The organism is Pollutimonas bauzanensis (genome assembly GCF_040393045.1).
GTDB lineage: Bacteria > Pseudomonadota > Gammaproteobacteria > Burkholderiales > Burkholderiaceae_B > Pollutimonas > Pollutimonas bauzanensis_A.
Map to the genome: position 1 here is coordinate 1 of NZ_JBEBUX010000066.1, position 21,245 is coordinate 21,245.

The 21,245-nt window shown below is 56.8% G+C and carries 21 protein-coding genes and 1 riboswitch; of the genes, 7 read left to right on the top strand and 14 right to left on the bottom strand.

What is annotated here, in order from left to right:
- Positions 1-106: 106 nt before the first annotated feature.
- A complete protein-coding gene (locus tag ABWO67_RS11640; RefSeq protein WP_353151878.1) occupies positions 107-997 on the bottom strand; it encodes a lysophospholipid acyltransferase family protein in 891 nt (296 codons plus the stop codon).
- Positions 994-1,872, bottom strand: coding sequence for a lysophospholipid acyltransferase family protein (locus ABWO67_RS11645; protein ID WP_502930006.1), 879 nt, complete (start codon positions 1,870-1,872; stop codon positions 994-996). The genes ABWO67_RS11640 and ABWO67_RS11645 overlap by 4 nt, the downstream gene beginning before the upstream one ends.
- Positions 1,873-2,098: 226 nt before the next feature.
- Between ABWO67_RS11645 and metK the strand changes: the two genes are divergently transcribed.
- Positions 2,099-3,262, top strand: a complete 1,164-nt coding sequence (metK, locus tag ABWO67_RS11650) for a methionine adenosyltransferase (RefSeq protein ID WP_353151880.1) — start codon at positions 2,099-2,101, stop codon at positions 3,260-3,262.
- Positions 3,263-3,274: 12 nt separating this feature from the next.
- Here metK and ABWO67_RS11655 read toward each other — a convergent pair whose 3' ends face one another.
- Positions 3,275-3,799, bottom strand: coding sequence for a DUF2478 domain-containing protein (locus tag ABWO67_RS11655; protein ID WP_353151881.1), 525 nt, complete (start codon positions 3,797-3,799; stop codon positions 3,275-3,277).
- A gap of 117 nt (positions 3,800-3,916) precedes the next feature.
- Here ABWO67_RS11655 and ABWO67_RS11660 point away from each other — a divergent pair, with 117 nt between their 5' ends.
- From ABWO67_RS11660 to metF, 4 genes are all read left to right on the top strand, one after another.
- On the top strand, positions 3,917-4,129 hold the full coding sequence (locus ABWO67_RS11660) for a DUF1289 domain-containing protein (protein ID WP_353151882.1): 213 nt from the start codon (positions 3,917-3,919) through the stop codon (positions 4,127-4,129).
- Positions 4,130-4,179: 50 nt separating this feature from the next.
- Positions 4,180-4,260, top strand: a riboswitch (S-adenosyl-L-homocysteine riboswitch).
- Between the two features lie 67 nt (positions 4,261-4,327).
- Complete coding sequence (gene ahcY, locus ABWO67_RS11665; protein ID WP_353151883.1) at positions 4,328-5,746, top strand: adenosylhomocysteinase; 1,419 nt, start codon at positions 4,328-4,330, stop codon at positions 5,744-5,746.
- A gap of 73 nt (positions 5,747-5,819) precedes the next feature.
- Positions 5,820-6,158: a phage holin family protein gene (locus tag ABWO67_RS11670; RefSeq protein ID WP_353151884.1), complete on the top strand. Its 339-nt coding sequence runs from the start codon at positions 5,820-5,822 to the stop codon at positions 6,156-6,158.
- Entirely contained in the window at positions 6,155-6,994 is an 840-nt protein-coding gene (metF, locus tag ABWO67_RS11675) for a methylenetetrahydrofolate reductase [NAD(P)H] (RefSeq protein WP_353151885.1), read from the top strand. Before ABWO67_RS11670 ends, metF begins: the two co-directional genes overlap by 4 nt.
- A gap of 21 nt (positions 6,995-7,015) precedes the next feature.
- Here metF and ABWO67_RS11680 read toward each other — a convergent pair whose 3' ends face one another.
- On the bottom strand, positions 7,016-7,648 hold the full coding sequence (locus tag ABWO67_RS11680) for a 5-formyltetrahydrofolate cyclo-ligase (protein WP_353151886.1): 633 nt from the start codon (positions 7,646-7,648) through the stop codon (positions 7,016-7,018).
- Positions 7,649-7,724: 76 nt separating this feature from the next.
- Here ABWO67_RS11680 and ABWO67_RS11685 point away from each other — a divergent pair, with 76 nt between their 5' ends.
- Positions 7,725-9,827: a lytic transglycosylase domain-containing protein gene (locus ABWO67_RS11685; protein ID WP_353151887.1), complete on the top strand. Its 2,103-nt coding sequence runs from the start codon at positions 7,725-7,727 to the stop codon at positions 9,825-9,827.
- Positions 9,824-10,912 carry a tRNA nucleotidyltransferase/poly(A) polymerase-related protein gene (locus ABWO67_RS11690; protein WP_353151888.1) on the top strand — a complete coding sequence of 363 codons (1,089 nt, stop codon included), beginning with the start codon at positions 9,824-9,826 and terminating at the stop codon, positions 10,910-10,912. Before ABWO67_RS11685 ends, ABWO67_RS11690 begins: the two co-directional genes overlap by 4 nt.
- A 19-nt stretch (positions 10,913-10,931) precedes the next feature.
- Here ABWO67_RS11690 and ABWO67_RS11695 read toward each other — a convergent pair whose 3' ends face one another.
- The 10 genes from ABWO67_RS11695 to ABWO67_RS11740 form a co-directional block, all read right to left on the bottom strand.
- Positions 10,932-12,164, bottom strand: coding sequence for a class I SAM-dependent methyltransferase (locus ABWO67_RS11695; protein WP_502930007.1), 1,233 nt, complete (start codon positions 12,162-12,164; stop codon positions 10,932-10,934).
- Between the two features lie 38 nt (positions 12,165-12,202).
- Positions 12,203-12,433 carry a hypothetical protein gene (locus ABWO67_RS11700; protein ID WP_353151889.1) on the bottom strand — a complete coding sequence of 77 codons (231 nt, stop codon included), beginning with the start codon at positions 12,431-12,433 and terminating at the stop codon, positions 12,203-12,205.
- Positions 12,434-12,863: 430 nt separating this feature from the next.
- A complete protein-coding gene (locus ABWO67_RS11705; RefSeq protein WP_353151890.1) occupies positions 12,864-14,600 on the bottom strand; it encodes a DEAD/DEAH box helicase in 1,737 nt (578 codons plus the stop codon).
- 983 nt (positions 14,601-15,583) lie between these two features.
- Positions 15,584-16,351, bottom strand: coding sequence for a uracil-DNA glycosylase (locus ABWO67_RS11710; RefSeq protein WP_353151891.1), 768 nt, complete (start codon positions 16,349-16,351; stop codon positions 15,584-15,586).
- Between the two features lie 19 nt (positions 16,352-16,370).
- Positions 16,371-16,826 (bottom strand): HIT family protein, encoded by a 456-nt coding sequence (locus ABWO67_RS11715; protein WP_353151892.1) that lies wholly within the window; start codon positions 16,824-16,826, stop codon positions 16,371-16,373.
- Positions 16,823-18,331, bottom strand: coding sequence for a polyphosphate:AMP phosphotransferase (gene pap, locus ABWO67_RS11720; RefSeq protein WP_353151893.1), 1,509 nt, complete (start codon positions 18,329-18,331; stop codon positions 16,823-16,825). The genes ABWO67_RS11715 and pap overlap by 4 nt, the downstream gene beginning before the upstream one ends.
- A 53-nt stretch (positions 18,332-18,384) precedes the next feature.
- Positions 18,385-19,179, bottom strand: a complete 795-nt coding sequence (trpC, locus tag ABWO67_RS11725; RefSeq protein WP_353151894.1) for an indole-3-glycerol phosphate synthase TrpC — start codon at positions 19,177-19,179, stop codon at positions 18,385-18,387.
- Positions 19,176-20,207, bottom strand: a complete 1,032-nt coding sequence (trpD, locus tag ABWO67_RS11730) for an anthranilate phosphoribosyltransferase (RefSeq protein WP_353151895.1) — start codon at positions 20,205-20,207, stop codon at positions 19,176-19,178. The genes trpC and trpD overlap by 4 nt, the downstream gene beginning before the upstream one ends.
- A gap of 19 nt (positions 20,208-20,226) precedes the next feature.
- The gene (locus ABWO67_RS11735; RefSeq protein WP_353151896.1) at positions 20,227-20,790 is read right to left on the bottom strand and encodes an anthranilate synthase component II; all 564 of its coding nucleotides are present in this window, start codon (positions 20,788-20,790) and stop codon (positions 20,227-20,229) included.
- Positions 20,791-20,820: 30 nt separating this feature from the next.
- Positions 20,821-21,245: chorismate-binding protein (locus tag ABWO67_RS11740; RefSeq protein WP_353151897.1), on the bottom strand; the 425-nt coding region annotated here is incomplete at its 5' end.

The following is a 21,245-nucleotide window of genomic DNA, read 5'->3' on the forward strand; positions in this document are numbered from 1 at the left end:
AGGCCGCAGCTACGGCCTGTAAGAAATAGCTAGCAAGACCGTAATAACGCCGTGTAAGAAATAATCAATCAAGGTCCGCATCAGCGGCGTATTAAGCAGACTGCGATCAGTAAAACTTGCTCTCACCCTCGGGTCGCGTCTTGAAACGCCTATGAACCCAGTAATACTGCGGCGGATCTGACCTTATCCACGTTTCTATCAACGCATTCAAACGCGCCGTCGCTTCCTGCGGCGTCTGCTCGCCGGGGAAATCGGCGAGAGGCGGGAATATTTCCACGTGATAGCGGCCAGTGTCAGCATCAAGACGACTGGTGATAGGTATGATCGCGGCATCCCAAGTCTTGGCTATCTGGGCCGTGGTTAAGAGCGTCGCCGCCGGCACGTTGAAGAATGGGACAAAGGCCGCGCCCGCAATGCCGAAATCCATGTCGGGCAGGTAGTACACGGGTATGCCATTGCGCAGATGGCGAATCAGCCCGCGCACGCCATCATGGCGGCTGACCAGATTCACCTGGTTGAAACGGCCGCGGCCTTCGCGTACCAGTTGGTCAACGTCAGGATCGCTTTGCCGGGTGTACATGGTGGCCGACTCATGCAGGAACATGGTCAGCCGAGTCGCTGCGGCATCCAGGCCAATGAAGTGCGGCGCCAGCAATATGATCTTGCGCTTGGCTTGAAGTAGCTCGTCAATATGTTCAAGACCGGTAACCGGTATGGTCGCCAGGATGGTCGAGGGTTGGCCAAACCAGAACAGTCCGCGATCCACGACGGATTGCGCCAGCAAATAGAAATGTTGGCGTAGCCACATTTCGCGGTCTTGGGGCGAGCGCTCTGGAAAGCACAGCGCCAGGTTGGTGCGTACGATATGCGCGCGTGAGCGCATCAGCTTGCGGCCCAGCCATCCCAGGACGTGCGCCCATCGTTGCCGGGTGCGTAAGGGACTGCGCCCCAGATAGGAAAAAAAGGCGCGCAGCAAGGGCAGCTTTTGCAACTTCATGACGAGATATCCGCGGGTTTGGGTGGTGCTCCTTTAGGAATTTTGTAGCGGTTGTAGCTCCATAGGTACTGCTCCGGAAAACGCCGGATCAGTGTTTCCATGGCGCTGTTGATCGCGGTAGCCAGGGCTTGCGGTTCGGTGGGGAGCGGCTCGGGCAGCCTGGCATAATGGATGCGCCAGCCTTGCCCTGCCGGCAGGCGCTCTCCCGCCATCAGGATGACCGCAACACCGGTTTGCACGGCCAGTTTGCCTGCCAACGTCATGGTGTAGGCTTGCTTGTTGAAAAACGGCGCCCAAACGCCGTCGCCGCTGCCGGGCACCTGGTCAGGCAACATGCCAACGGCTTCACCGCGTTTCAAAGCCCGTACGAATTCACGCACGCCTTGCATGTTGGCAGGCACCGCCTTGAGGCCTGAGGTATTGCGGGCCTGCTCCATGATGGGCTCCAGGAAAGCCTGGCGTGGCGGCCGATACATCACCGTAATCGGCCCATGCTTAAGCAGATAGCGCGCCGTGATTTCAAAGCAGCCCAGATGCGGCGTCAGGTAAAGAATGCCGCGGCCTTCAGCCAGGGCTTCGTGCACTACGCCGTTGTCATCGCTTTGGACTTTTTGCAGGCATTGCTCGTTTTGCAGCCAGATCTTGGGCGTTTCCAGGATCATGGCGCCGACTTGGCCCGCCGCCTCGCGGAGAAAAGCGGGGTCGGTGTAGCCCGCCTGCTTTGCATTGGCCTGGAGGCGCTTGCGGTATCTGCCGGGCCAGGCATAGATCACGCGCCCAGCGATTTTGCCGATGGCATGCAGGATCGGCAGCGGTATCCATGCCAGAAAACGAAATAAAGCCAGGAACATGTAGCGGCAATAACCCTTGTGCAATAAGTGGAAAAAAACAATTTGCCGTATTTTCGCTTAAAATGGCATCTATCGCTGAGTTAACCGACAACTTGCGGAGCGAGGGCATCCCATTTCCAGGAATGGGGGTGTAAAAAAAACCGCTAAAGCGTCGCGCCCTGATTACTACTGCTATGCAGGCATCCGAGGTGCAACGCGTTTCGTTCAACCTCTGTGCTGGGTAACCAGTATTTCTACAGGACGTATCGCCGTGGCAAATAACGACTTCCTTTTCACATCCGAATCCGTATCCGAAGGCCATCCCGATAAGGTCGCCGACCAAATTTCCGATTCCATTCTGGATGCTATTTTTACCCAAGACCCGAACGCTCGCGTAGCGGCCGAAACCCTGTGCAACACTGGGCTGGTCGTGCTGGCAGGCGAAATCACCACGACTGCCAATGTCGATTATATCCAGGTGGCGCGCGATACGATCAAACGCATTGGCTACGATAATACCGAATACGGTATCGATTACAAGGGTTGCGCGGTGCTGGTTGCTTACGACAAGCAGTCCCCCGATATCGCGCAGGGCGTAGACCGCAGCGAAGAAGAAATTCTCAACCAGGGCGCCGGCGATCAGGGTTTGATGTTTGGCTACGCTTGCGATGAAACTCCCGACCTCATGCCTGCGCCTATCTGGTATGCGCACCGCCTCATGCAGCGCCAAAGCGAGTTGCGCAAAGATGGCCGTCTGCCGTGGTTGCGTCCTGATGCCAAGTCGCAGGTTACGTTCCGCTATGTCGATGGCAAGCCCGTCGAAGTCGATACGGTCGTTCTGTCCACGCAGCATTCTCCCGACATTTCGCAAAGCGAAATCAGGGAAGCTGTCATTGAAAGCATCATCAAGCCTAGCTTTCCCGATGGTTTGCTCACGCCCGCCACCAAATTCATGATCAACCCCACGGGTGTATTTATCGTGGGCGGTCCACAAGGCGATTGCGGTCTTACCGGGCGCAAGATTATTGTTGACACCTATGGTGGCGCATGCCCGCATGGCGGCGGCGCTTTTTCGGGGAAAGATCCCTCCAAGGTGGATCGTTCAGCCGCGTATGCAGCACGCTATGTCGCCAAGAATATCGTGGCAGCGGGCCTGGCGCGTCAGTGCCAGGTGCAGGTCAGCTATGCGATTGGTGTGGCCGAGCCCATCAATATCACGGTCTACACAGAAGGTACGGGCGTAATTCCCGACGATCAAATCGCACGCTTGGTGCGCGAGCACTTTGACCTGCGTCCCAAGGGCATTATCAACATGCTGGACTTGTTGCGCCCGATTTATGCCAAAACGGCGGCGTATGGACACTTCGGCCGTGCCGAACCGGAATTCAGCTGGGAAGCTACCGATAAGGTGCAAATCCTGAAGAAGGCTGCCTAAGGGCCTGAAGGGTCAGCGGGACAGGTTCGTATACCAGTCCCGCAACGCCGTTTCATTGGGCTGCAGTTCGGCAGCCATGCCGCCGGTAAAGTCGCGCCATGCGTCCAGGTGTTTTCGCTTTACTGCCGTCAGGACGGGTATGCCGGTGCTCATCAGGGCCAGCATATCGGCGGCAAAGCCTTCACCTTCGGCTTCGAGCTTGCCAAAGCGGTTGATGACCGCCAAGTCCGCAATGTCATCTCCGGCGCGGCGCAAGATCGCACTGGCCTCGGCCAGCGCACCGGGGTCAACACAGCAGCCGCGCGCACCGCCGCCGCGGTCTTGGGAAATAATCAGTCGCCTATCGTCAGTCACGTCGATAATAGTCATTTGGCGGGCCCCAGTGTGGGTGTATGTCTGTGGTGCTTGGACAACACCATGCACTCGCTGGCCTTGTTGTTGCAGCTGCTTTACGAAGCGCCATATTGTTTCGTCGGTTTGGTTGTCGTTGTCATGAAGCACGGCAGCGATGGCGATGCAGGTAGGCTTATCGTTCATGTTGATGGCAGTCTGTGTTTATCGGGGCCGTCACGATTTTTCTTGCGCTATAAAAGCCAGCGCCTTTGGTAGGGGCATGGCCCGTTAGTGCTGCCAGCAATGCTACCATTTATCCCTATGAATAATCCCCCCAAACGCGATGACAATCGTGCGCTGCATGTTACCGACTCACCTTGTGTTGCCGTCTGCTCCACGCTGTACGACGACATCTGCCGTGGGTGTGGAAGAACAGCCATGGAAGTTGCCAATTGGGTTTTTCTTGACGAAGTCGAAAAAAAGCAGATTTGGCAGCGAATCACCGAACAAGGCTATCCGCGCCGCAATAACTAGAACCGGGCGCTGTGGCGTTACGCTTCAGTAATTCTGCGCTACAATTTACCCTTCCTGAGGGGCGCTGCAACGGGGTCGGATCCACCCGCTAGGCTCAGGACTGTCTTTTGTTTCAACGGCGCTCATCATTCCCTGTACAGGCGAAGATGAGCCGTCGTTGCGATGCTTTGGCCAGTACAGGTTTATTGGGACAAAACCATGAACACTGTCGCTGACGCCGCATTTACTGATTATAAAATTACCGATATCGGCTTGGCTGGCTGGGGCCGCCGCGAGATCGCGATTGCTGAAACCGAAATGCCGGGTCTGATGGCTACTCGCGAAGAGTACGCCGCATCGCAACCCCTGAAAGGCGCTCGCATCGCGGGCAGCCTGCACATGACCATCCAGACTGCCGTACTGATCGAAACCCTGCAGGCTTTGGGTGCGGAAGTGCGCTGGGCTTCATGCAATATTTTCTCCACCCAGGATCACGCTGCTGCGGCTATTGCCAATACGGGAACGCCTGTTTTCGCCATCAAGGGTGAAAGCCTGGAAGACTACTGGCAATACACGCATCAAATTTTCCAGTGGCCCAATGGCGAGCACGCCAATATGATTCTTGACGATGGCGGCGATGCCACCGTGTTGCTGCATCTGGGCGCGAAGGCTGAAAAAAATATTTCCGTGCTGGATAAACCAACCAGTGAAGAAGAACGCGTGCTGTTTGCGTCCATCAAGGCGCAACTGCAGAGTGACCCGGTTTGGTATTCCACACGGCTCGCCCAGATCAAGGGCGTTACCGAAGAAACCACCACAGGCGTGCACCGCTTGTATCAAATGTCCAAGAAGGGCGAGCTCGCTTTTCCTGCGATCAATGTCAACGACTCGGTAACCAAGTCCAAATTCGACAATTTGTATGGTTGCCGCGAGTCACTGGTCGACGGCATCAAGCGTGCCACCGACGTCATGGTTGCGGGCAAGATCGCGGTAGTGTGCGGCTTTGGCGATGTAGGTAAAGGTTGCGCGCAGGCATTGTCCGCGTTGCGCGCTCAAGTCTGGGTGACCGAAGTCGATCCTATTTGTGCGTTGCAGGCTTCCATGGAAGGCTACCGCGTCGTCACCATCGAGGAAGCCGCTGATAAGGCCGATATTTTTGTAACGGCCACCGGTAACTACCATGTGATTACCCGCGAACACATGGACAAGATGAAAGACCAGGCTATTGTTTGCAATATCGGTCACTTCGACAACGAAATCGATGTGGCTTCGATCGAAGGCCTGGAATGGGAAGAGGTCAAGCCTCAGGTCGATCACGTCATTTTCCCCGATGGCAAGCGCATCATCTTGCTGGCCAAGGGACGCCTGGTGAATCTGGGATGCGCAACAGGCCATCCGTCGTTCGTGATGTCGGCCTCGTTCACTAACCAGACCATTGCCCAGATTGAACTCTTCACTCGCGGCGAAGCCTACGAAATAGGCCAGGTCTATGTGCTGCCCAAGCATCTTGACGAAAAGGTTGCGCGTTTGCATCTTAAAAAGCTGGGTGTGAACTTGACGCAGCTGCGCCAGGATCAGGCCGACTACATCAATGTGCCGGTAAGCGGGCCTTACAAGCCTGAACATTACCGTTACTAATCCGGTATATTCGGGCTCTGCCGAGGCATTTGCTCCGGCAGGCAAGCAGGGCTTATCAAAGGAGCGTTACGCCATGGAACTGATACTTGTCTGGATTTTGAATGCCGTCGCCTTGCTGGTCGTGGCTTATATATTGCCCGGCATTACCGTAGCATCGTTCGGGTCTGCGCTTATCGCCGCGCTGGTGCTGGGCCTGCTCAACACGCTGGTCAAGCCGCTGCTTATTCTGTTGACGCTGCCTATTACCATTGTCACACTGGGTTTGTTTTTGCTGGTGCTCAATGCATTGGTGTTCTGGTTTGCCGGTTCGGTGCTCAAGGGCTTTCAGGTCAGCGGGTTCTGGTGGGCTTTATTAGGCGCGTTTGTATATAGCCTGGTATCTGGGCTTTTGTCGAGGTTGTTGGTTTCATGAGTCTTAAGAAGGCAATAAGCCTAGAGTTTTTCCCACCCCGTGATATCGCCGCACAGGAAAAGCTGGTGCGGTCTGCCAAGCAGCTGCTGGCATTGCATCCGGCCTACGTCAGCGTCACGTTCGGCGCCGGCGGCTCAACCCGCAGTGGCACCGCCGACACCGTACGCTTGATGCAAAATCTGGGGTGCGACGCCGCGCCCCATTTGTCCTGCATAGGCGCCACGCGTGCAGTGCTGGCCGACATCCTGGACGCCTATCGAGAGCAGGGCATCAAGCGCATTGTTGCTTTGCGGGGCGACATGCCGTCGGGTATGGGCGGTGACCAAGGCGAGTTGCATTATGCAAGCGACCTGGTGGCGTTTATTCGCGAACATAGCGGCGACTGGTTTCATATCGAAGTGGCCGGCTATCCGGAAATGCATCCACAGGCCAGCAGCGCCGATGCAGACCTCGATCATTTTGCCAGGAAGGTCGAGGCGGGGGCCAATGGCGCGATTACCCAGTATTTTTTCAATGGGGATGCATATTTCGATTTTGTAAATCGGGTGCGCGCCAAAGGCATCGATATTCCTATCGTGCCGGGCATCATGCCTATCACTAACTATTCGCAACTGTCGCGTTTTTCAAATATGTGCGGGGCGGAAATTCCCCGCTGGATACGCCTACGTTTGGCAGACTTCGGCGATGACAAGGCGTCGATAAAGGCATTTGGCGTGGACGTCATTGCCAAGCTGTCGCAAGAACTGCTCGACAATGGCGCGCCAGGCCTGCATTTTTACACGCTGAATAACGCCGAAGTCACGATGGCGATTTGGCAGCAATTGCGCCTGGATTAAGCCAGCGCGCTGCGCCAGTGGCTAGGCCAGCACTGGCGCAGGGACCGCCCACCCTTTGTCCGTAAGAATGCTGTCTAGCTTCACATCGTGCGATGCCGGTGTGTGGGGGTGGCTCGACAAGTCTCCTGTGGCCCACGCTATGCCGATGCTGGTATAGGGGTGGCCTTGTTCTTTAAAAGCCGCCAGCGTGCGGTCGTAGTACCCTTTTCCGTAGCCTACACGGTCTCCCTGGCGGGTGTAGCCCAGCGTAGGCACCAGAATGATGTCGGGCGGCGGGGCAGGCTCGCCGATTGGTTCATAGATGCCGTAGGCGCCTTCCTGCATGTCGGCGTCGGGATCCCAAAGCCTGAATTCCAGTGGGGCATTCGGAGTTACCACTACCGGTAGCGATACGCGGTATCCTTCTTCTTCCACCCATTGTCGTAATAGCGGTTGCAATTGGGGTTCGTCCTGCATGGACCAGAAGGCGGCGATATTCACCGGTACGGGTTTGCCGGCTTCCTTTAATTTGCTGCGGTTAGTGGCCAGCCATGTAAATAACCGGCCCCGTATTAGCAGTGCCCCGCGATTGCGGTCGACCGGGCTTTGTGCTGCTCGCAGCTGTTTTAGTCGCACGCGTAGCGGGACTGCGTTATTCTCTGTGCTGTTATTCATGGCGCTTTTTAAGTGGGATCAAGACAAGATGGTATCCAATAGACAACGGTATCAGAAAACCCGGAACTTTTCTGCCATGGCCCCTGTTCGCTATTCAAGGGTCGGCCTTTGGCTGGCACTTTCCATTGGTCTTTTTGGCTGTGCGGGTGCCGAGGGGCCGGTCCAATCCGCTACCGCGGCCGAGACCACGAAAGAAACGGGTACTGCCACGCCGGTGGCGGGGGCTGTCGACCTGCGTCAGTCGCTGGTCGCGCCCACACAGTCGGCTAATGCACCAGCCGCCAGTACCGTTGCCCTGGTGGTTCCTCCGCTGGCCCGTCAGGCCGTCGTCGATGCGCGCGAGGCTATGCGGAAAAAGCAATGGTCAAAGCTGCAGGAGCTGGCGCCGCTAGCCCAGGCTGACCCGGTGCTGGGCTCCTACGCCCATTACTGGCTCTTGCGCCAACAGCTTCAAGACAGCACACAGCCGGTGCCTGATGCGCAGTTGCACCAGTTCATGCAGGTCAATCAAGATGCGTACCTGGCCGACAAGGTCAAGGCAGACTGGATCGTGGCTGCAGCGCGTGCCGGTAACTATGCGCTGGTCAACAAGTTGGGCCCTGTTGTCAGCAGCAATGCCCACGTCGACTGTGCCCGCTTGCTTGCTAAGCATATGACGGGCGAGCGCGTGAAGGCCGCCGAATTCCTCGATGTTTTTCAGCCTAACCGTTCCTGCTGGAGCACGCTGGATGAATTGGAAAACAGCAAGGTAGTTGGTTGGAAACACCTTGAGCCGTTGTTGCGGGGAACGCTGGAAACCAATAAAACCGGCAATGCTCAGCGCCTAGCTGCTGTCATGTTCGATACGCTCGATATGGTCAGCTATGCCGCGCTAATGAAAGATCCCAAGAAATGGTTGGCTGGACGTAAGCCACCCACGTCGCGCAACGAAATCGAGCTGGTCACTATCGCTTTGTCGCGTCTGGCTTATGGCAAGGAGCGTGCCAACAATGCGGTCTATGTTGACAACGTTTGGTCTAAAGCCATTCCCAAATCGAATATCGAATGGGTATGGAGCCAATTTGGTCTGGTCGCGGCACTGAATGTTGAACAAGATGCCGCGGGCTGGTATCGGCGCTCCGGCAATGCGCGCTTAACTGATTACAACCATGCGTGGCAGGTTCGCGCCGAACTGCGCCAGCCGCGCATCGATTGGGACTGGGTAGCAAAGTCGATACGCAGGATGTCGGCCAAGCAGGCGGCAGAATCGGTTTGGGTGTATTGGTATGCCCGCTCCCTTGAAGCGCAAGGCAATAAGCAGGCTGCGACTCAGCATTACGAGTCCATTGCCAACGAGCTTAGTTTCTATGGTCAGCTGGCGGGCGAAGAGCTGGGTAAAACACCTGTGTTGCCCCCAGCACCATCAGCGGTAACCGTTGCCGAGTTGCAGGCTGCCGCGTCCAACATTGGCTTGCAGCGTGCCATCGACCTGTTTCGCCTGGGTTGGCGCCCCGAAGCCGTGCCCGAATGGAATTTCGCCCTGCGTGGCATGAGCGACCGCCAGTTATTGGCGGCTGCCGAGTTGGCGCGACAGGAACACATTTACGATCGCGTGGTGAATACGTCATTGCGCACCGAAAAGGAAGTCGATTTTACGCAGCGTTTCATTGCGCCGTTTGAAGGCCGTGTCACTGAAAAGGCGCGCCTGATCAATCTGGATCCAGCCTGGGTATATGGGTTGATCCGTCAAGAGTCGCGTTTTATTACTGATGCCCGTTCTCATGTTGGCGCATCGGGATTGATGCAACTGATGCCGGCTACTGCGCGATGGGTTGCCAAGAAAATAGGCATGAAAGACTTCACGCCATCGTCGGTGAACGATTTCGACACCAATACGGTGCTGGGCACGAATTACCTCAGCATGGTGTTGAGCAACCTGAATGGGTCACAGGTGCTTGCCACGGCAGGCTATAACGCCGGCCCGGGCCGTCCGGTTCAGTGGCGCTCGAAATTGAGCGCGCCTGTGGAGGGTGCAATCTTTGCTGAAACCATCCCGTTTACGGAAACGCGGTTGTATGTGAAGAATGTGATGTCCAATGCTACGTATTACGCCATGATGTTCACGGGCAAGCCGCATTCCCTTAAGGAACGTTTAGGGACGGTGTCGCCCACGCCACAGAAGCGCGTCGATTTGCCATGATCGATCCTGCGGTTCAGGGCCTGGATGTCTATGTCGTAGGAGGTGCGGTGCGCGACGACTTGCTGGGCCTGCCTGCGGGAGACCGTGACTGGGTGGTGGTGGGCGCCACGCCGGAACAGATGTCCAGGCGCGGGTTTATCCCGGTAGGGGGCGATTTTCCGGTCTTTCTGCACCCGAAAACCAAAGAGGAATATGCGCTGGCCCGCACCGAGCGCAAGTCCGGGCGAGGCTACAAGGGCTTTACGTTTTATACCGGCGTCGACGTCACCCTGGAAGATGACTTGCAGCGCCGAGACTTGACCGTGAATGCGATCGCGCAGGGGCCCGATGGCCAATTGGTTGATCCCCTGCACGGCCAGGAGGACATCCAGCGCAAAGTGCTCAGGCATGTGGGGCAGGCCTTTGTGGAAGACCCCGTGCGCCTACTGAGGCTGGCGCGTTTCGCGGCACGCTTCCATGACTTTTCCATTGCACCGGAAACCTTGGCGCTGGCGCGCCGATTGGTGGACGACGGCGAGGTTGACGCTTTGGTTCCCGAACGGGTTTGGCGCGAGATGGTAAAGGGATTGATGACGGATCAGCCTGGCCGCATGTTCGACGTACTGGCGGCCACGGGGGCGCTGCCCCGCGTATTACCTGGGCTCCGGTTCGAGCCGCCGATTGCCGATGAATTGATACGGGCCAATCAGGCCGGGTTGGGGCTGCCGGCGCGTTTTGCATTATTGTGCCGATTATCCGATACGCCCTTAAGCGTCGCACAGCACGTGCGGGCGCCATCTGATTGCCAAGACTTTGCCAGGCTGTTGCCAGTGGTGCTGGAAGGCATCCAGGCGCCAGCCGGCACTGAAAATAGTCTGGATCTGATGGAGCGCTGTGATGCACTGCGCAAACCCGAACGCTTTCTGGACTTGATCGCGGCAGCGGCTTGTGTGTGCGACGTTGACCAGGATGTATGGCGAGTACGGGTAAGCGCAATTCGATCGGTAGATGCCGGTGCTATCGCCAAGCTTATGCAAGGCCAGCCGCAGCGCATCAAGCAGGCGCTGCGAGAGGCACGTTTACAGGCGCTGGAATCGCTCGCGTAATCTTGTTCAGGGTAAAAGGCTACAGGCGGTCGCGCCGATCGCCGCGCTGGAAGCCCATAAGGGGGCCAACGTTGCGGCCAATGGCCAGCACCTTGAACAATTCGCCCATTTCAGCTTCGGAAATCAATTTCTGCACGGCAGACAAGGTCTGTGGCTGCGCGGTGGCATTAGCCTGCGCCAGCAGTTCCGGCATGCCGGCGTTCATAAGAAAACGCGCTTGCGAGGTGTATCCCAGCACATCCAGGCCGCCTTCGAGGGCGGCGTCCGCCATGGCGGTGAAGTCGACATGCGCGGTGATGTCCTGCAGTCCGGCATAGATTAGGGGCTGGCTGTGAGCGTGATGGCGAAAATGGCACATTAACGTCCCCTCGTTGCGCTGCGGATGATAATACTCGCGCTGTGGAAAGCCATAGTCGATCAACAATGCGGCGCCCTGTTTCAACCAAGTGCCCATTTGCCTTACCCACGCTTCGGCCTGCAGATTGATTTCGGACTGATAGCCAGGCAGAGGAGGCATGCGCGCGGCGACGGCCTGCTGCAGAGCGGCGTTGGCAGGGCGTTGTGCGAACTCGAAAGTAGGCAACAGTTCGATGCTCACATCGGTGGCAAGGGCAGTGGCAGGGTCCGCCTGGTGGTTGATGCTTGTGTTCTGGGCAAGCTTGACGCCGATCTCCATGACTGCGCCATCGTCATTCCAGCTGAACAGGGTCGCGGGCATGGCATCCAGGACTTCATTGGCCAATACGCAACCCGAAAATGCCACGGGCAAGGCGCTGAGCCACGTCACGCTGTCGCCGAACTCGGCTAGCCGTTGTTGCTGGCGTTGCTGTAAATCGGCCGATACTTCAAGTATCTGATACTGGGGCTCGATTCCTAACTGCCGCAAGGCAGGGATAACGGCAGCCGCCAGGGCGCCTGAACCTGCGCCAAACTCCAGCACGGTCACGGATTGGCTTGCTTTGAGCACCTGGGCCGCCTGCCGGGCTATGGTTTGGCCGAACAGCGGACTCATTTCGGGTGCGGTAGTGAAGTCACCAGTGGGCAGCTCGGCGCCAAATTTGGTATTGCCGGCTGCGTAATACCCCAGGCCAGGTGCGTACAGCGCCAGATTCATCCATTGCTCGAAGGGCATGAAGCCAGAGCAAGCGACCTGAATTTGTTGCGCCAGGTAGTTTGCTGTCGCAAGGGCGTGATGTGCGGACTCGGCATCAAGGGCAGGCAGGCCGGAAGGGATAGCGGATGATGGGTGCATGGTCATGGAAATAGTCGGAGGCTGGTGTCGAGTTGTGATCAAGAGCGCTTTTTCAAAGGGGGCTCAGGCTTTTCGGGCTCGGGTTGTTCTGTGTTGGCCTGGTCGCCGGGCTTGCCTTTGCTGAGCAAGAAGAGGCTATAGGACATAGAAAGCAGAAATGCGACCAGCAGCGCGACCATGATGGCGACAATATAGTTGTTGAAGACTATCCAGAGCGGCAAGGATAGAAGGAAGGCCAGGAACAAAGGCTTGCGCAGAAGCTGTTTCATAATCTGTGGGCGCTTGCTGTGGCATTAGTGAGCGCTGCGGCGCAACTTTCTTGATGCGTCTCGATTCAGGTCTTTCGCTTCATCTTCAGCATATTCTTTTTCTCCTGGCTCATACGATCCTTCGTGTATGCAGCTGCTAGGAACCCACTTGCACTTGATGCTGCGCTCTGAGCCGACCGACGAGCAACCAGAAACAATCACAACAAGAAAAAGCGATAAGCCGAATCGACTCAACATTTTAATGGACATTTTTACGACGCCTACAGAATTGCTATAACCCCTTCTTATAGCAGACTCATGAAAACCGCATCGGGCGGAGGTGCGCATGGTACGCAATTCAGTCCGCTCCGAAGGAATAAAAAACCCCGCTTTCGCGGGGTTTTTGGGTCAGCCGGGCAATGCTGGCATGACCTGATGTTGCATTGCTGACTTACGAAGCAAATTCGCGACGTGCCGCGCTTTTGCCGCGGGTCGACGTGGGCTTGCCGGCAAAGCCTGGACGGGTCGTAGGACGCGCGGTTGGCTTGGCGCCGCCTGGTGCCTTATGAGCAAAGTCAGGGCGTGCCGAGCGTGCAGGGCGGTCGCCGAAAGCCGGACGGTCGCTGCTGAATGCTGGGCGTTCGGTGCGTGCTGGACGGTCACCGAATGCAGGACGCTCGCTGCGTGCTGGGCGTGCATCGCCGTTGGCGGATTCGCTGCGGCCTTTGTAGCCGCCGCTGCGTTCTTCACCGCCAAAGCTCTTGCGGCTGTCAGCCGAACGATCATAGGACGGGCGGCCTTCGTAGGCTGGACGATCGTTGCTGCGGGCAGGACGACCTTCGTAAGCAGGTTTGTCGCCAAAACGGGGCTTGCCTTCAAAAGCAGGCTTGTCACCAAAGCGTGGCTTGCCTTCGTAGGCAGGCTTGTCGCCGAAACCACCGCGGTCAGCGCCTGGCTTACGGGCATAGCTTGGCTTGCCGCCGAAACCGGTACGTGGAGCAAAGCTCTTGCCGCTACCTTTACGATCTGTATAGGTAGGACGTGCTGTCTTCTTGGGCTCCAGGCCTTCGATTTCTTGCGATGGGATAGGCTGACCGATGAAGTGTTCGATGCGGCGTATTTTGTGGCGTTCAGAGTGAGTTGCCAATGTGAATGCCAAGCCACTGCGACCGGCGCGGCCAGTACGGCCGATACGGTGAACGTAATCTTCAGCTTGCATAGGCAAGTCGTAGTTGACGGCGTGGCTGATGCCTTGCACGTCGATACCGCGAGCGGCTACATCGGTTGCCACCAGGATACGCAGTTGGCCTTTTTGCAACAGGCTAAGTGTGCGGGTACGTTGGCGCTGATTCATGTCGCCATGCAGGGCAGCGGCGGCAAATCCTTGATCAGCCAGGCGCTCGGCCAAATCGTCGGCGCCACGCTTGGTCGACGTAAACACAATAGCCTGATCCAGATTGGCATCGCGCAACAGGTGGTCAAGCAAGCGCATTTTGTGGCCGTTGTCATCTGCGTACAACAAGCTTTGCGTAATGTTCGAGTGCTTTTCTTTCTGGCTCGACAGCTGGATTTGTTCCGGCTGGTTCATCATCTTGGCGGCCAGGCGGGCGATCGTGCCATCCAGGGTTGCCGAGAACAGCAGTGTCTGGCGGTCTTTGGGTGTGCTGCCAACAATGGTTTCGATATCTTCGATGAAACCCATGTCCAGCATGCGATCAGCTTCGTCCAGGACTAGCGTGTGCACGGTCGACAGGTTGACGCGTTTGGCTTGCAGGTGGTCGATCAGGCGGCCGGGTGTGGCTACCAATACGTCGACGCGACGCGACAAGGCTTTGAGTTGGGCGCCGTAAGGCATGCCGCCAACCACAACAGCGATACGCAAGTCTTTAAGGTGCGCGCCGTACAGCTTGGTGGCGTCGGCAACTTGCATTGCGAGTTCGCGAGTGGGGGTCAGTACCAGCACTTGTACACCGGTGCCTTTGTTGGCAGGCATATTCGAAATGCGGTTCAGGGCGGGGAGCATAAAGGCGGCGGTTTTACCGCTGCCGGTTTGTGCGGAAACCATCAGGTCGCTACCTGCCAGCGCCTTGGGAATGGCGGCTGCTTGCACGGGCGTAGGCTCGGCGAAGCCGGCTTTCAGAACGGCAGACAACAGGGAGGGGTTGAGACCTAAAGTATCAAAAGACATGCGTGATCCTTTGCCGTGCGAACGGCATACACTAGCGCGGGCAAATTAAGTGAGCCCGTGGCGCTGGTTGATTGGAGCATCGTGCCGACCGAATCAACCTAAAGTGCAGCGTAGTGTCTTGAAAGACGCAGCGAAAAGGCTCGGGGGTCAGGGAGCGATGGCGTTCGACATGGGTGCTGAGATATCAGTCAACTGCTATGACACAGCGTGTGCTGTATGAAAATGTCGACGCATTGATTAATGCAGTGCCAAGAGTATAACCTTATTTTTATATCAGGGGAAACCCCTAGCGTTGTTATGTTGCTACAGATGGGTGGTTATTTGATGTTTTTTAAGGCGGGGATGGGTTTTTTATGATGGTTTTTTTGTAGTTTCTTATAGGGGAAAGGGCGTTTTATTGCATTTTTTATAGGGCTAAGTGTGATTTCGATTTGATGGCTGGTTTTTTGTTTTTCGTGGTTTTTCTTGTCGGTTTGCTTGTCTTGCAGTGGGCTATTGTTTTTACTTCCTTGCTTGTCGTGCTGTCGAGTTTATCGCTTTCTTGAGCGTCGGCTGCCACAGGGGTTGGGACTGGCTCAGCGCTTAGCGGCCCTGTGCTGACGCCAGGGCTTCCCGGGCCAAGTCCATTTTCCGTGGCGCCCGCGAACTCGCAGCGCATACAGTCCACTGGACTGTATGCAAGCTTGCTGCTCGAACAGCGCGGGCTTGCCTCCACGGAAAATGGACTTGGCCCGGCGCACGCTGACTTCGCCTGTCCCAACCCCTGTGGCAGCCGACGTCGCATGAAAGGCTGACCTAGACGCCTTCGGCCAGAAGCCTTACGTCAGCGACCTTACAGCGGCAGCCGCCGGTTCATAAGGATGGTCGTCCAATCATCTATTGTGAGGCGCATCCCCCACGCGCTGCGCCGTCACAAGAACGAAGAGCCTCCAGAGGAAAACAGGCACGATCGGGGCAAAACCAAAGTGATGGGATAGCGCCGCCTACCGCGCACCCACCCAATCAATCCCAGCCTCCCCATGCTCCTCCAGCCAGGCATTAGCCGACGCAAAATGCCCGCATCCTATAAAAGGCTTGGGCGGACGCTGTGCGGACAAAGGGGACGGATGATTGGCCGTCAATACCTTCACTGGACCACCCCGGCAATCAGCCAATAAAGCCTGCTTGCTTTGAGCATGGGCCCCCCACAGCATGAACACCTTGGGCTGCGGCGCCTCCGCCACCCGGCGGATCAGCGCATCAGTGACTTCTTCCCAGCCCCTCTTGGCATGCGATGCAGGCTGCCCCGACTCAACCGTCAGCGCTGTATTCAGCAATAGCACCCCTTGTTGCGCCCAGTCGCCCAGATAATGGTGCTTGCGCACTGGCGTGCCCGGATACTCCATGGCGATTTCCTTGAACATATTCCGCAGGCTGGGCGGGCAAGGGCAGGTGTCCGGTACCGAGAACGCCAGGCCTTGAGCCTGATTGGGGCCGTGGTAGGGATCCTGTCCCAGGATGACTACGCGTACGGATTCTGGCTGCACATATTCCAGTGCGCGGAAGACAGAACGAGGATAAATTTCGGCACCCGCGGCCAGTCTTTGCGCAAGAAATGCGGACAGGCCATTCAAGGCTTCCCAGGCGCCGTCCGTTTCCAGCGTCTGGCGCCATGCTGGCGATAAGTGGTCTAGTTGGGCTTGGGGCGGCTCCAGCAAGGTGTTGTCGGCGGCCGGCAATAACGTGTTCTGGATGGGCGGTTTGCTTGGCATGGAGATCCTTTATCGTTGATCAGCGCTGCAGCAAAGCCGCTTCGAGTTCCTTGTAATAGCGCGGCAGCAAGGCATGTAATTGTGTCTTGTGGGTTTGCCAGGCCAGTTCGATTTCGGGTGCGCGCGCTGGCGCGCTGGCCCAGATGGCTTCCGGGAAATGGCTGTCGTCGGCCCAGCGCGGGATGACGTGCCAATGCAAATGCGGCACCATATTGCCGAATTGCGCCAGGTTGATTTTGTCGGGCTGCAGCACTTGGCGTTGCACCTGTTCCACCAGCCATACGACAGCCATGAATTCGTTACGCTCGCTGACTGACAGGTCGGTCATTTCGCGGACATGTTCTTGCCAGATAACACGGGTGAAGCCGGGGTGAGAGGCATCGTTGATGGTAATGACGCGCAACTTGTTGTTGCGCCAAAGCACATCGCCGCCAGGATTGATGCACAAGGGGCAGGTGGGTGATGTCGAGGTCATAGTGCTTTTTCCAGCGCCTTCACGATGCATTCAAGTACGGCAACGCGGGCATGTTGTTTGTTGTTGGCAGAGAGCACGTGCCAGGGGCAGCCGGGGGTGTCGGTACGAACAAACATTTCGTTGGCTGCCTGCTGGTAGGCATCCCATTTCTTGCGATTGCGCCAGTCATCGGGTGTGATTTTGAATGATTTGAATGGCGATGCTTCACGCTCGTGGAAGCGTATCAGCTGTTCTTTTTTTGTGATGGCCAGCCAGAACTTCAAGACCAACGCACCGCTGTCGCGCAGTTGAGCTTCAAACTCATTGATTTCAGAGTAAGCGCGTTCCCATTCAGCGGGCTTGGCGTATTTTTCCACGCGTTCCACCAATACGCGGCCATACCATGACCGGTCGAAGATGGTGACTTTTCCGGGCTGCGGCAGATCACGCCAGAAACGCCACAGATAGGGGTGCATAAGTTCTTCCGGGCTGGGCGCGGAAATAGGAATGGCATGGAATTGCCTGGGGTCCAGGGCGTGGGTCACGCGCCTTATCGCGCCGCCTTTGCCAGCGGCGTCGTTGCCCTCGAAGACAAGGACCAGTGGTAGCTTGGAAAACGCTTTGTCCCGCGATAGTTCGGCCAGCCGGCTTTGCCATAACGCAAGACCGGTTTCATATTCTTTGTCGTTTAGCGCCGCGCTGTAGTCTAGGTTATCCAACTGCGGGGTCGTCTTGGTGACGGCGGTTTTGCGGCCAGGATCGCTGCTTGCATCGCTTACCGGCATGGCGTCAATAACCGGGATGTTCGCCATTTGTTTACGTTTGCTTTCGCGCAAGGCGGACAATACGGCCTGCCCGGTGGCGATAGCGCGCATTTCGTCGTCGGCGCTGGGGATGACAAGCCATGGCGCATAGTCGCCATGGGTCAGCGAAATTCCCAGCCCGGCACCTGTTCGCAGGCGTGCGAATTTTTTCCTGACCTTGAAGTCTGCGGGGCCGACCCTCCATGCGGTTTCGGGATTGGCTAGCAGGGTATCAACGCGTTCCTTTTGCGCATCGCGCGATAGGTGATACCACAACTTGATGATTTGAACGCCATCCTGGGCAAGCAGGGTTTCGAATTCGCGTATGGCATGGGCGTGTGCCTGAATTGCGTCGGTGTTGGGCTTTTTTTTGGCAGCCTCATGGAACAAGGGTTGGTACCAAGAACCAAAAACGATACCGATCCTGCCTTGAGCGGGGAGTTGCCGCCAGTAGCGCCAAAAGAAAGGGTGGCCTTTCTCTTCCCTCGTGGGCGCGCCAAAAGCCATGGTGCGGATGTGGCGCGCGTCCATCCATTCGTTCAGCAGGCTGACCGATGCGCCTTTGCCAGCGCCATCGATGCCCGAGATGACGATCAGCAATGAACGCTCGGCTTTTTCAAGCCTTGCGTATTGCGCTTTAAGCAGAGCCGTGCGCAGCCGCGCCGTTACGGGCTTGGCCTGTTCCTTCGAGAGCCCGGGATCGGATTCAGCAATGTCAAACATAGGCCTTATCGCAAGTTTTTATTGACGCCAGGCTCTTAAGGCAACGCGGCGCATCAGGTTTTGAAAAAGAGATCCTGGAGAGCAACGCCGGGTTCTGGTGCGCGCATGAAGGCTTCGCCCACCAGAAACGCGTGCACATCGTTATCGCGCATCAGTTTGACGTCGTCGGAAGAAAGAATGCCGCTCTCTGTAACGACCCGCTTGCCTTCGGGAACGGCAGACAACAAGTCCAGCGTTGTCTGCAGAGACGTTTCAAAGCTGCGCAGGTTGCGGTTGTTGATGCCGACGAGCGAGGTGTTGAGTTCAAGTGCAATGTCCAGCTCGGCGCGATCATGAACCTCGACCAGTACGTCCATGCCCAGTTCGGTGGCAATAGTCTCGAATTCCCGCAACTGCTGGGGGGATAGCGCCGCTACGATCAATAAAATGCAATCGGCGCCAATCGCCCGCGAGTGAACGATCTGGTAGGGATCGATCATGAAGTCTTTGCGTAATACCGGCAAGGTGCAGGCCGCGCGCGCCTGTCGCAAGTAATCGTAAGACCCCTGGAAATACTGCACGTCAGTCAGTACGGACAGGCAGGCAGCGCCATGAGCGGCATACGAACTGGCAATTTCGACCGGATTGAAATTTTCGCGGATGACACCCTTGGAGGGCGATGCCTTCTTGATTTCTGCGATGACTCCAGGCTGGCCTAGCGCAATTTTCTTTTCTATGGCGCGAGCAAAACCGCGCACATCCTTGCGGCTTTTTGCTTCACGCAACATATCGGCTTCGCTGCGCATTTGTCGTGCAGTGGCGATTTCGATTTTCTTGGTGTCGAGTATTTGTGACAGGATGTCGTTCATGCGGAAAGCGTCCTGGTATAAGAGCAGAATTCATCAAGCTTAGCCCGGGCTGCCCCGTTGGCTAAGGACTCAAAGGCCATTTTCAGCCCCTCTTCGATAGAGTCGGCCTTATTGCCTGTATAGATGGCCAAGCCTGCGTTAAATCCAACGATATCACGAGCAGGGCCGTCGACATTGTCCAGCGCTTGAAGCACCATCTTGGCCGACTCTTCGCGATTGTTGACCTTAATGGAGCGATTAGACACCATTGCCATCCCAAAGTCTTCAGGGTGAATTTCATATTCGCGCACTTGGCCGTCTTTCAGTTCGCCCACCAGTGTGGTCGCACCCAACGAGGCTTCATCCATGCCGTCTTTGCCGTGCACGATCAAAACATGCTTGGATCCCAGGCGTTGCAGCACGCGCACTTGAATACCGACGAGGTCCCCGTGAAAGACGCCCATCAACTGATTAGCGGCATTGGCCGGATTGGTCAGCGGCCCAAGAATGTTGAAAATGGTGCGTACAGCCAGTTCTTTGCGAACTGCCGCGACGTTCTTCATGGCGCCGTGATGGGCAGGTGCAAACATGAAGCCTATCCCGATGCGGTCTATGCTTTCGGCAACTTGTTCGGGGTTGAGCATGACTTGGGCGCCCAAGGCTTCGAGTACATCGGCGCTGCCAGATGACGACGAGGCGCTGCGGCCACCGTGCTTGGCTATTTTCACCCCTGCCGAGGCGGCGACGAACATGGCGGCGGTCGAGATATTGAAAGTGTTGGACCCATCGCCGCCGGTGCCGCACATATCCAGCAAATCGTCAGGGTTCGAAGTGTGGACCGGTAATGCGAATTCGCGCATCACCTGGGCCGCCGCGGCAATTTCACCCACGGTTTCCTTTTTTACCCGCAAGCCCATGATCAGCGCGCTGGCGATTTGCGGCGAAACTTCGCCTCGCATCAGCATGCGCATCAGGTGCAGCATTTCGTCGTGGAAAATTTCGCGGTGCTCGATGCAGCGTGAAAGCGCTTCGGTCGGTGTGATAGTCATGATCGGCTCGTATTGTTATTTATACATTCAGGAAGTTCTTCAGCAAGGCGTGGCCGTGCTCGCTAAGAACAGACTCCGGATGGAATTGCACACCGTAAACCGGCAAGGTCTTATGGCGCAAGCCCATGATTTCCCCATCGGCGGTCTCGGCGGTGATTTCCAGGCATTCAGGAAGGGTTTTGCGCTCGACAGCAAGGGAGTGGTAGCGGGTTACGACAAATGGCGATGGCAGTCCGCTGAATACGTCGGTGCCTGTGTGGGTAATGTCTGACACCTTGCCGTGCATGATTTGCTGGGCGCGGATAATATTGCCGCCATAGGCTGCCCCGATCGCCTGGTGGCCAAGGCATACGCCCAGAATGGGTAGTTTTCCGGCAAAGTGCTGGATCAATTCTATGGATATGCCGGCCTCGGCGGGCGAGCATGGGCCGGGCGATACGCAAATGCGTTCGGGTTTCATGGCAACGATATCGGCTACGCTGACCTGGTCATTGCGGCGGACCTCAACGTTTTCCCCAAGCTCGCCAAAATATTGAACGAGGTTATAGGTAAACGAGTCGTAGTTATCAAGCATCAATAGCATATGTTTCTCCTTGGGATGATGCTTTTCGCATTAGATGGGTTCGTCCAGGCCGAACTGGACCTGCTCGGCAGCCCGCAAAACAGCGCGCGCTTTGGCTTCGGTTTCCTGCCATTCTTTTTCAGGATCCGAGTCGGCCACTATGCCGGCTGCAGCCTGCACATATAGCATGCCGTCCTTGACAATGCCGGTGCGTATTGCAATGGCGACGTCCATTTCGCCACCGTAGCTCAGGTAGCCGGCTGCGCCGCCGTAAATGCCGCGGCGCACAGGTTCGAGTTCGTCAATGATTTCCATGGCGCGCACCTTGGGAGCGCCGGTCAGGGTACCGGCAGGGAAGGCTGCGCGCAGCACGTCCATATTGCTCATGTTGTCATGCAGTTCGCCGCAGACATTGGACACCAGGTGCATGACATGCGAATAGCGTTCTATGGTCATGGTGTCGGTTACCTTGACCG

Coding starts and splice junctions, on each gene's coding strand:
- ABWO67_RS11685 (WP_353151887.1), top strand. CDS start 7,725: ATGGCCCCTGTTCGCTATTCAAGGGTCGGCCTTTGGCTGGCACTTTCC.
- metF (WP_353151885.1), top strand. CDS start 6,155: ATGAGTCTTAAGAAGGCAATAAGCCTAGAGTTTTTCCCACCCCGTGAT.
- ahcY (WP_353151883.1), top strand. CDS start 4,328: ATGAACACTGTCGCTGACGCCGCATTTACTGATTATAAAATTACCGAT.
- ABWO67_RS11690 (WP_353151888.1), top strand. CDS start 9,824: ATGATCGATCCTGCGGTTCAGGGCCTGGATGTCTATGTCGTAGGAGGT.
- ABWO67_RS11640 (WP_353151878.1), bottom strand. CDS start 997: ATGAAGTTGCAAAAGCTGCCCTTGCTGCGCGCCTTTTTTTCCTATCTG.
- pap (WP_353151893.1), bottom strand. CDS start 18,331: ATGTTTGACATTGCTGAATCCGATCCCGGGCTCTCGAAGGAACAGGCC.
- trpD (WP_353151895.1), bottom strand. CDS start 20,207: ATGACTATCACACCGACCGAAGCGCTTTCACGCTGCATCGAGCACCGC.
- ABWO67_RS11705 (WP_353151890.1), bottom strand. CDS start 14,600: ATGTCTTTTGATACTTTAGGTCTCAACCCCTCCCTGTTGTCTGCCGTT.
- ABWO67_RS11655 (WP_353151881.1), bottom strand. CDS start 3,799: ATGAACGATAAGCCTACCTGCATCGCCATCGCTGCCGTGCTTCATGAC.
- ABWO67_RS11695 (WP_502930007.1), bottom strand. CDS start 12,164: ATGCACCCATCATCCGCTATCCCTTCCGGCCTGCCTGCCCTTGATGCC.
- ABWO67_RS11680 (WP_353151886.1), bottom strand. CDS start 7,648: ATGAATAACAGCACAGAGAATAACGCAGTCCCGCTACGCGTGCGACTA.
- ABWO67_RS11715 (WP_353151892.1), bottom strand. CDS start 16,826: ATGACCTCGACATCACCCACCTGCCCCTTGTGCATCAATCCTGGCGGC.
- ABWO67_RS11735 (WP_353151896.1), bottom strand. CDS start 20,790: ATGCTATTGATGCTTGATAACTACGACTCGTTTACCTATAACCTCGTT.
- ABWO67_RS11660 (WP_353151882.1), top strand. CDS start 3,917: ATGAATAATCCCCCCAAACGCGATGACAATCGTGCGCTGCATGTTACC.
- ABWO67_RS11710 (WP_353151891.1), bottom strand. CDS start 16,351: ATGCCAAGCAAACCGCCCATCCAGAACACGTTATTGCCGGCCGCCGAC.
- trpC (WP_353151894.1), bottom strand. CDS start 19,179: ATGAACGACATCCTGTCACAAATACTCGACACCAAGAAAATCGAAATC.
- ABWO67_RS11670 (WP_353151884.1), top strand. CDS start 5,820: ATGGAACTGATACTTGTCTGGATTTTGAATGCCGTCGCCTTGCTGGTC.
- ABWO67_RS11700 (WP_353151889.1), bottom strand. CDS start 12,433: ATGAAACAGCTTCTGCGCAAGCCTTTGTTCCTGGCCTTCCTTCTATCC.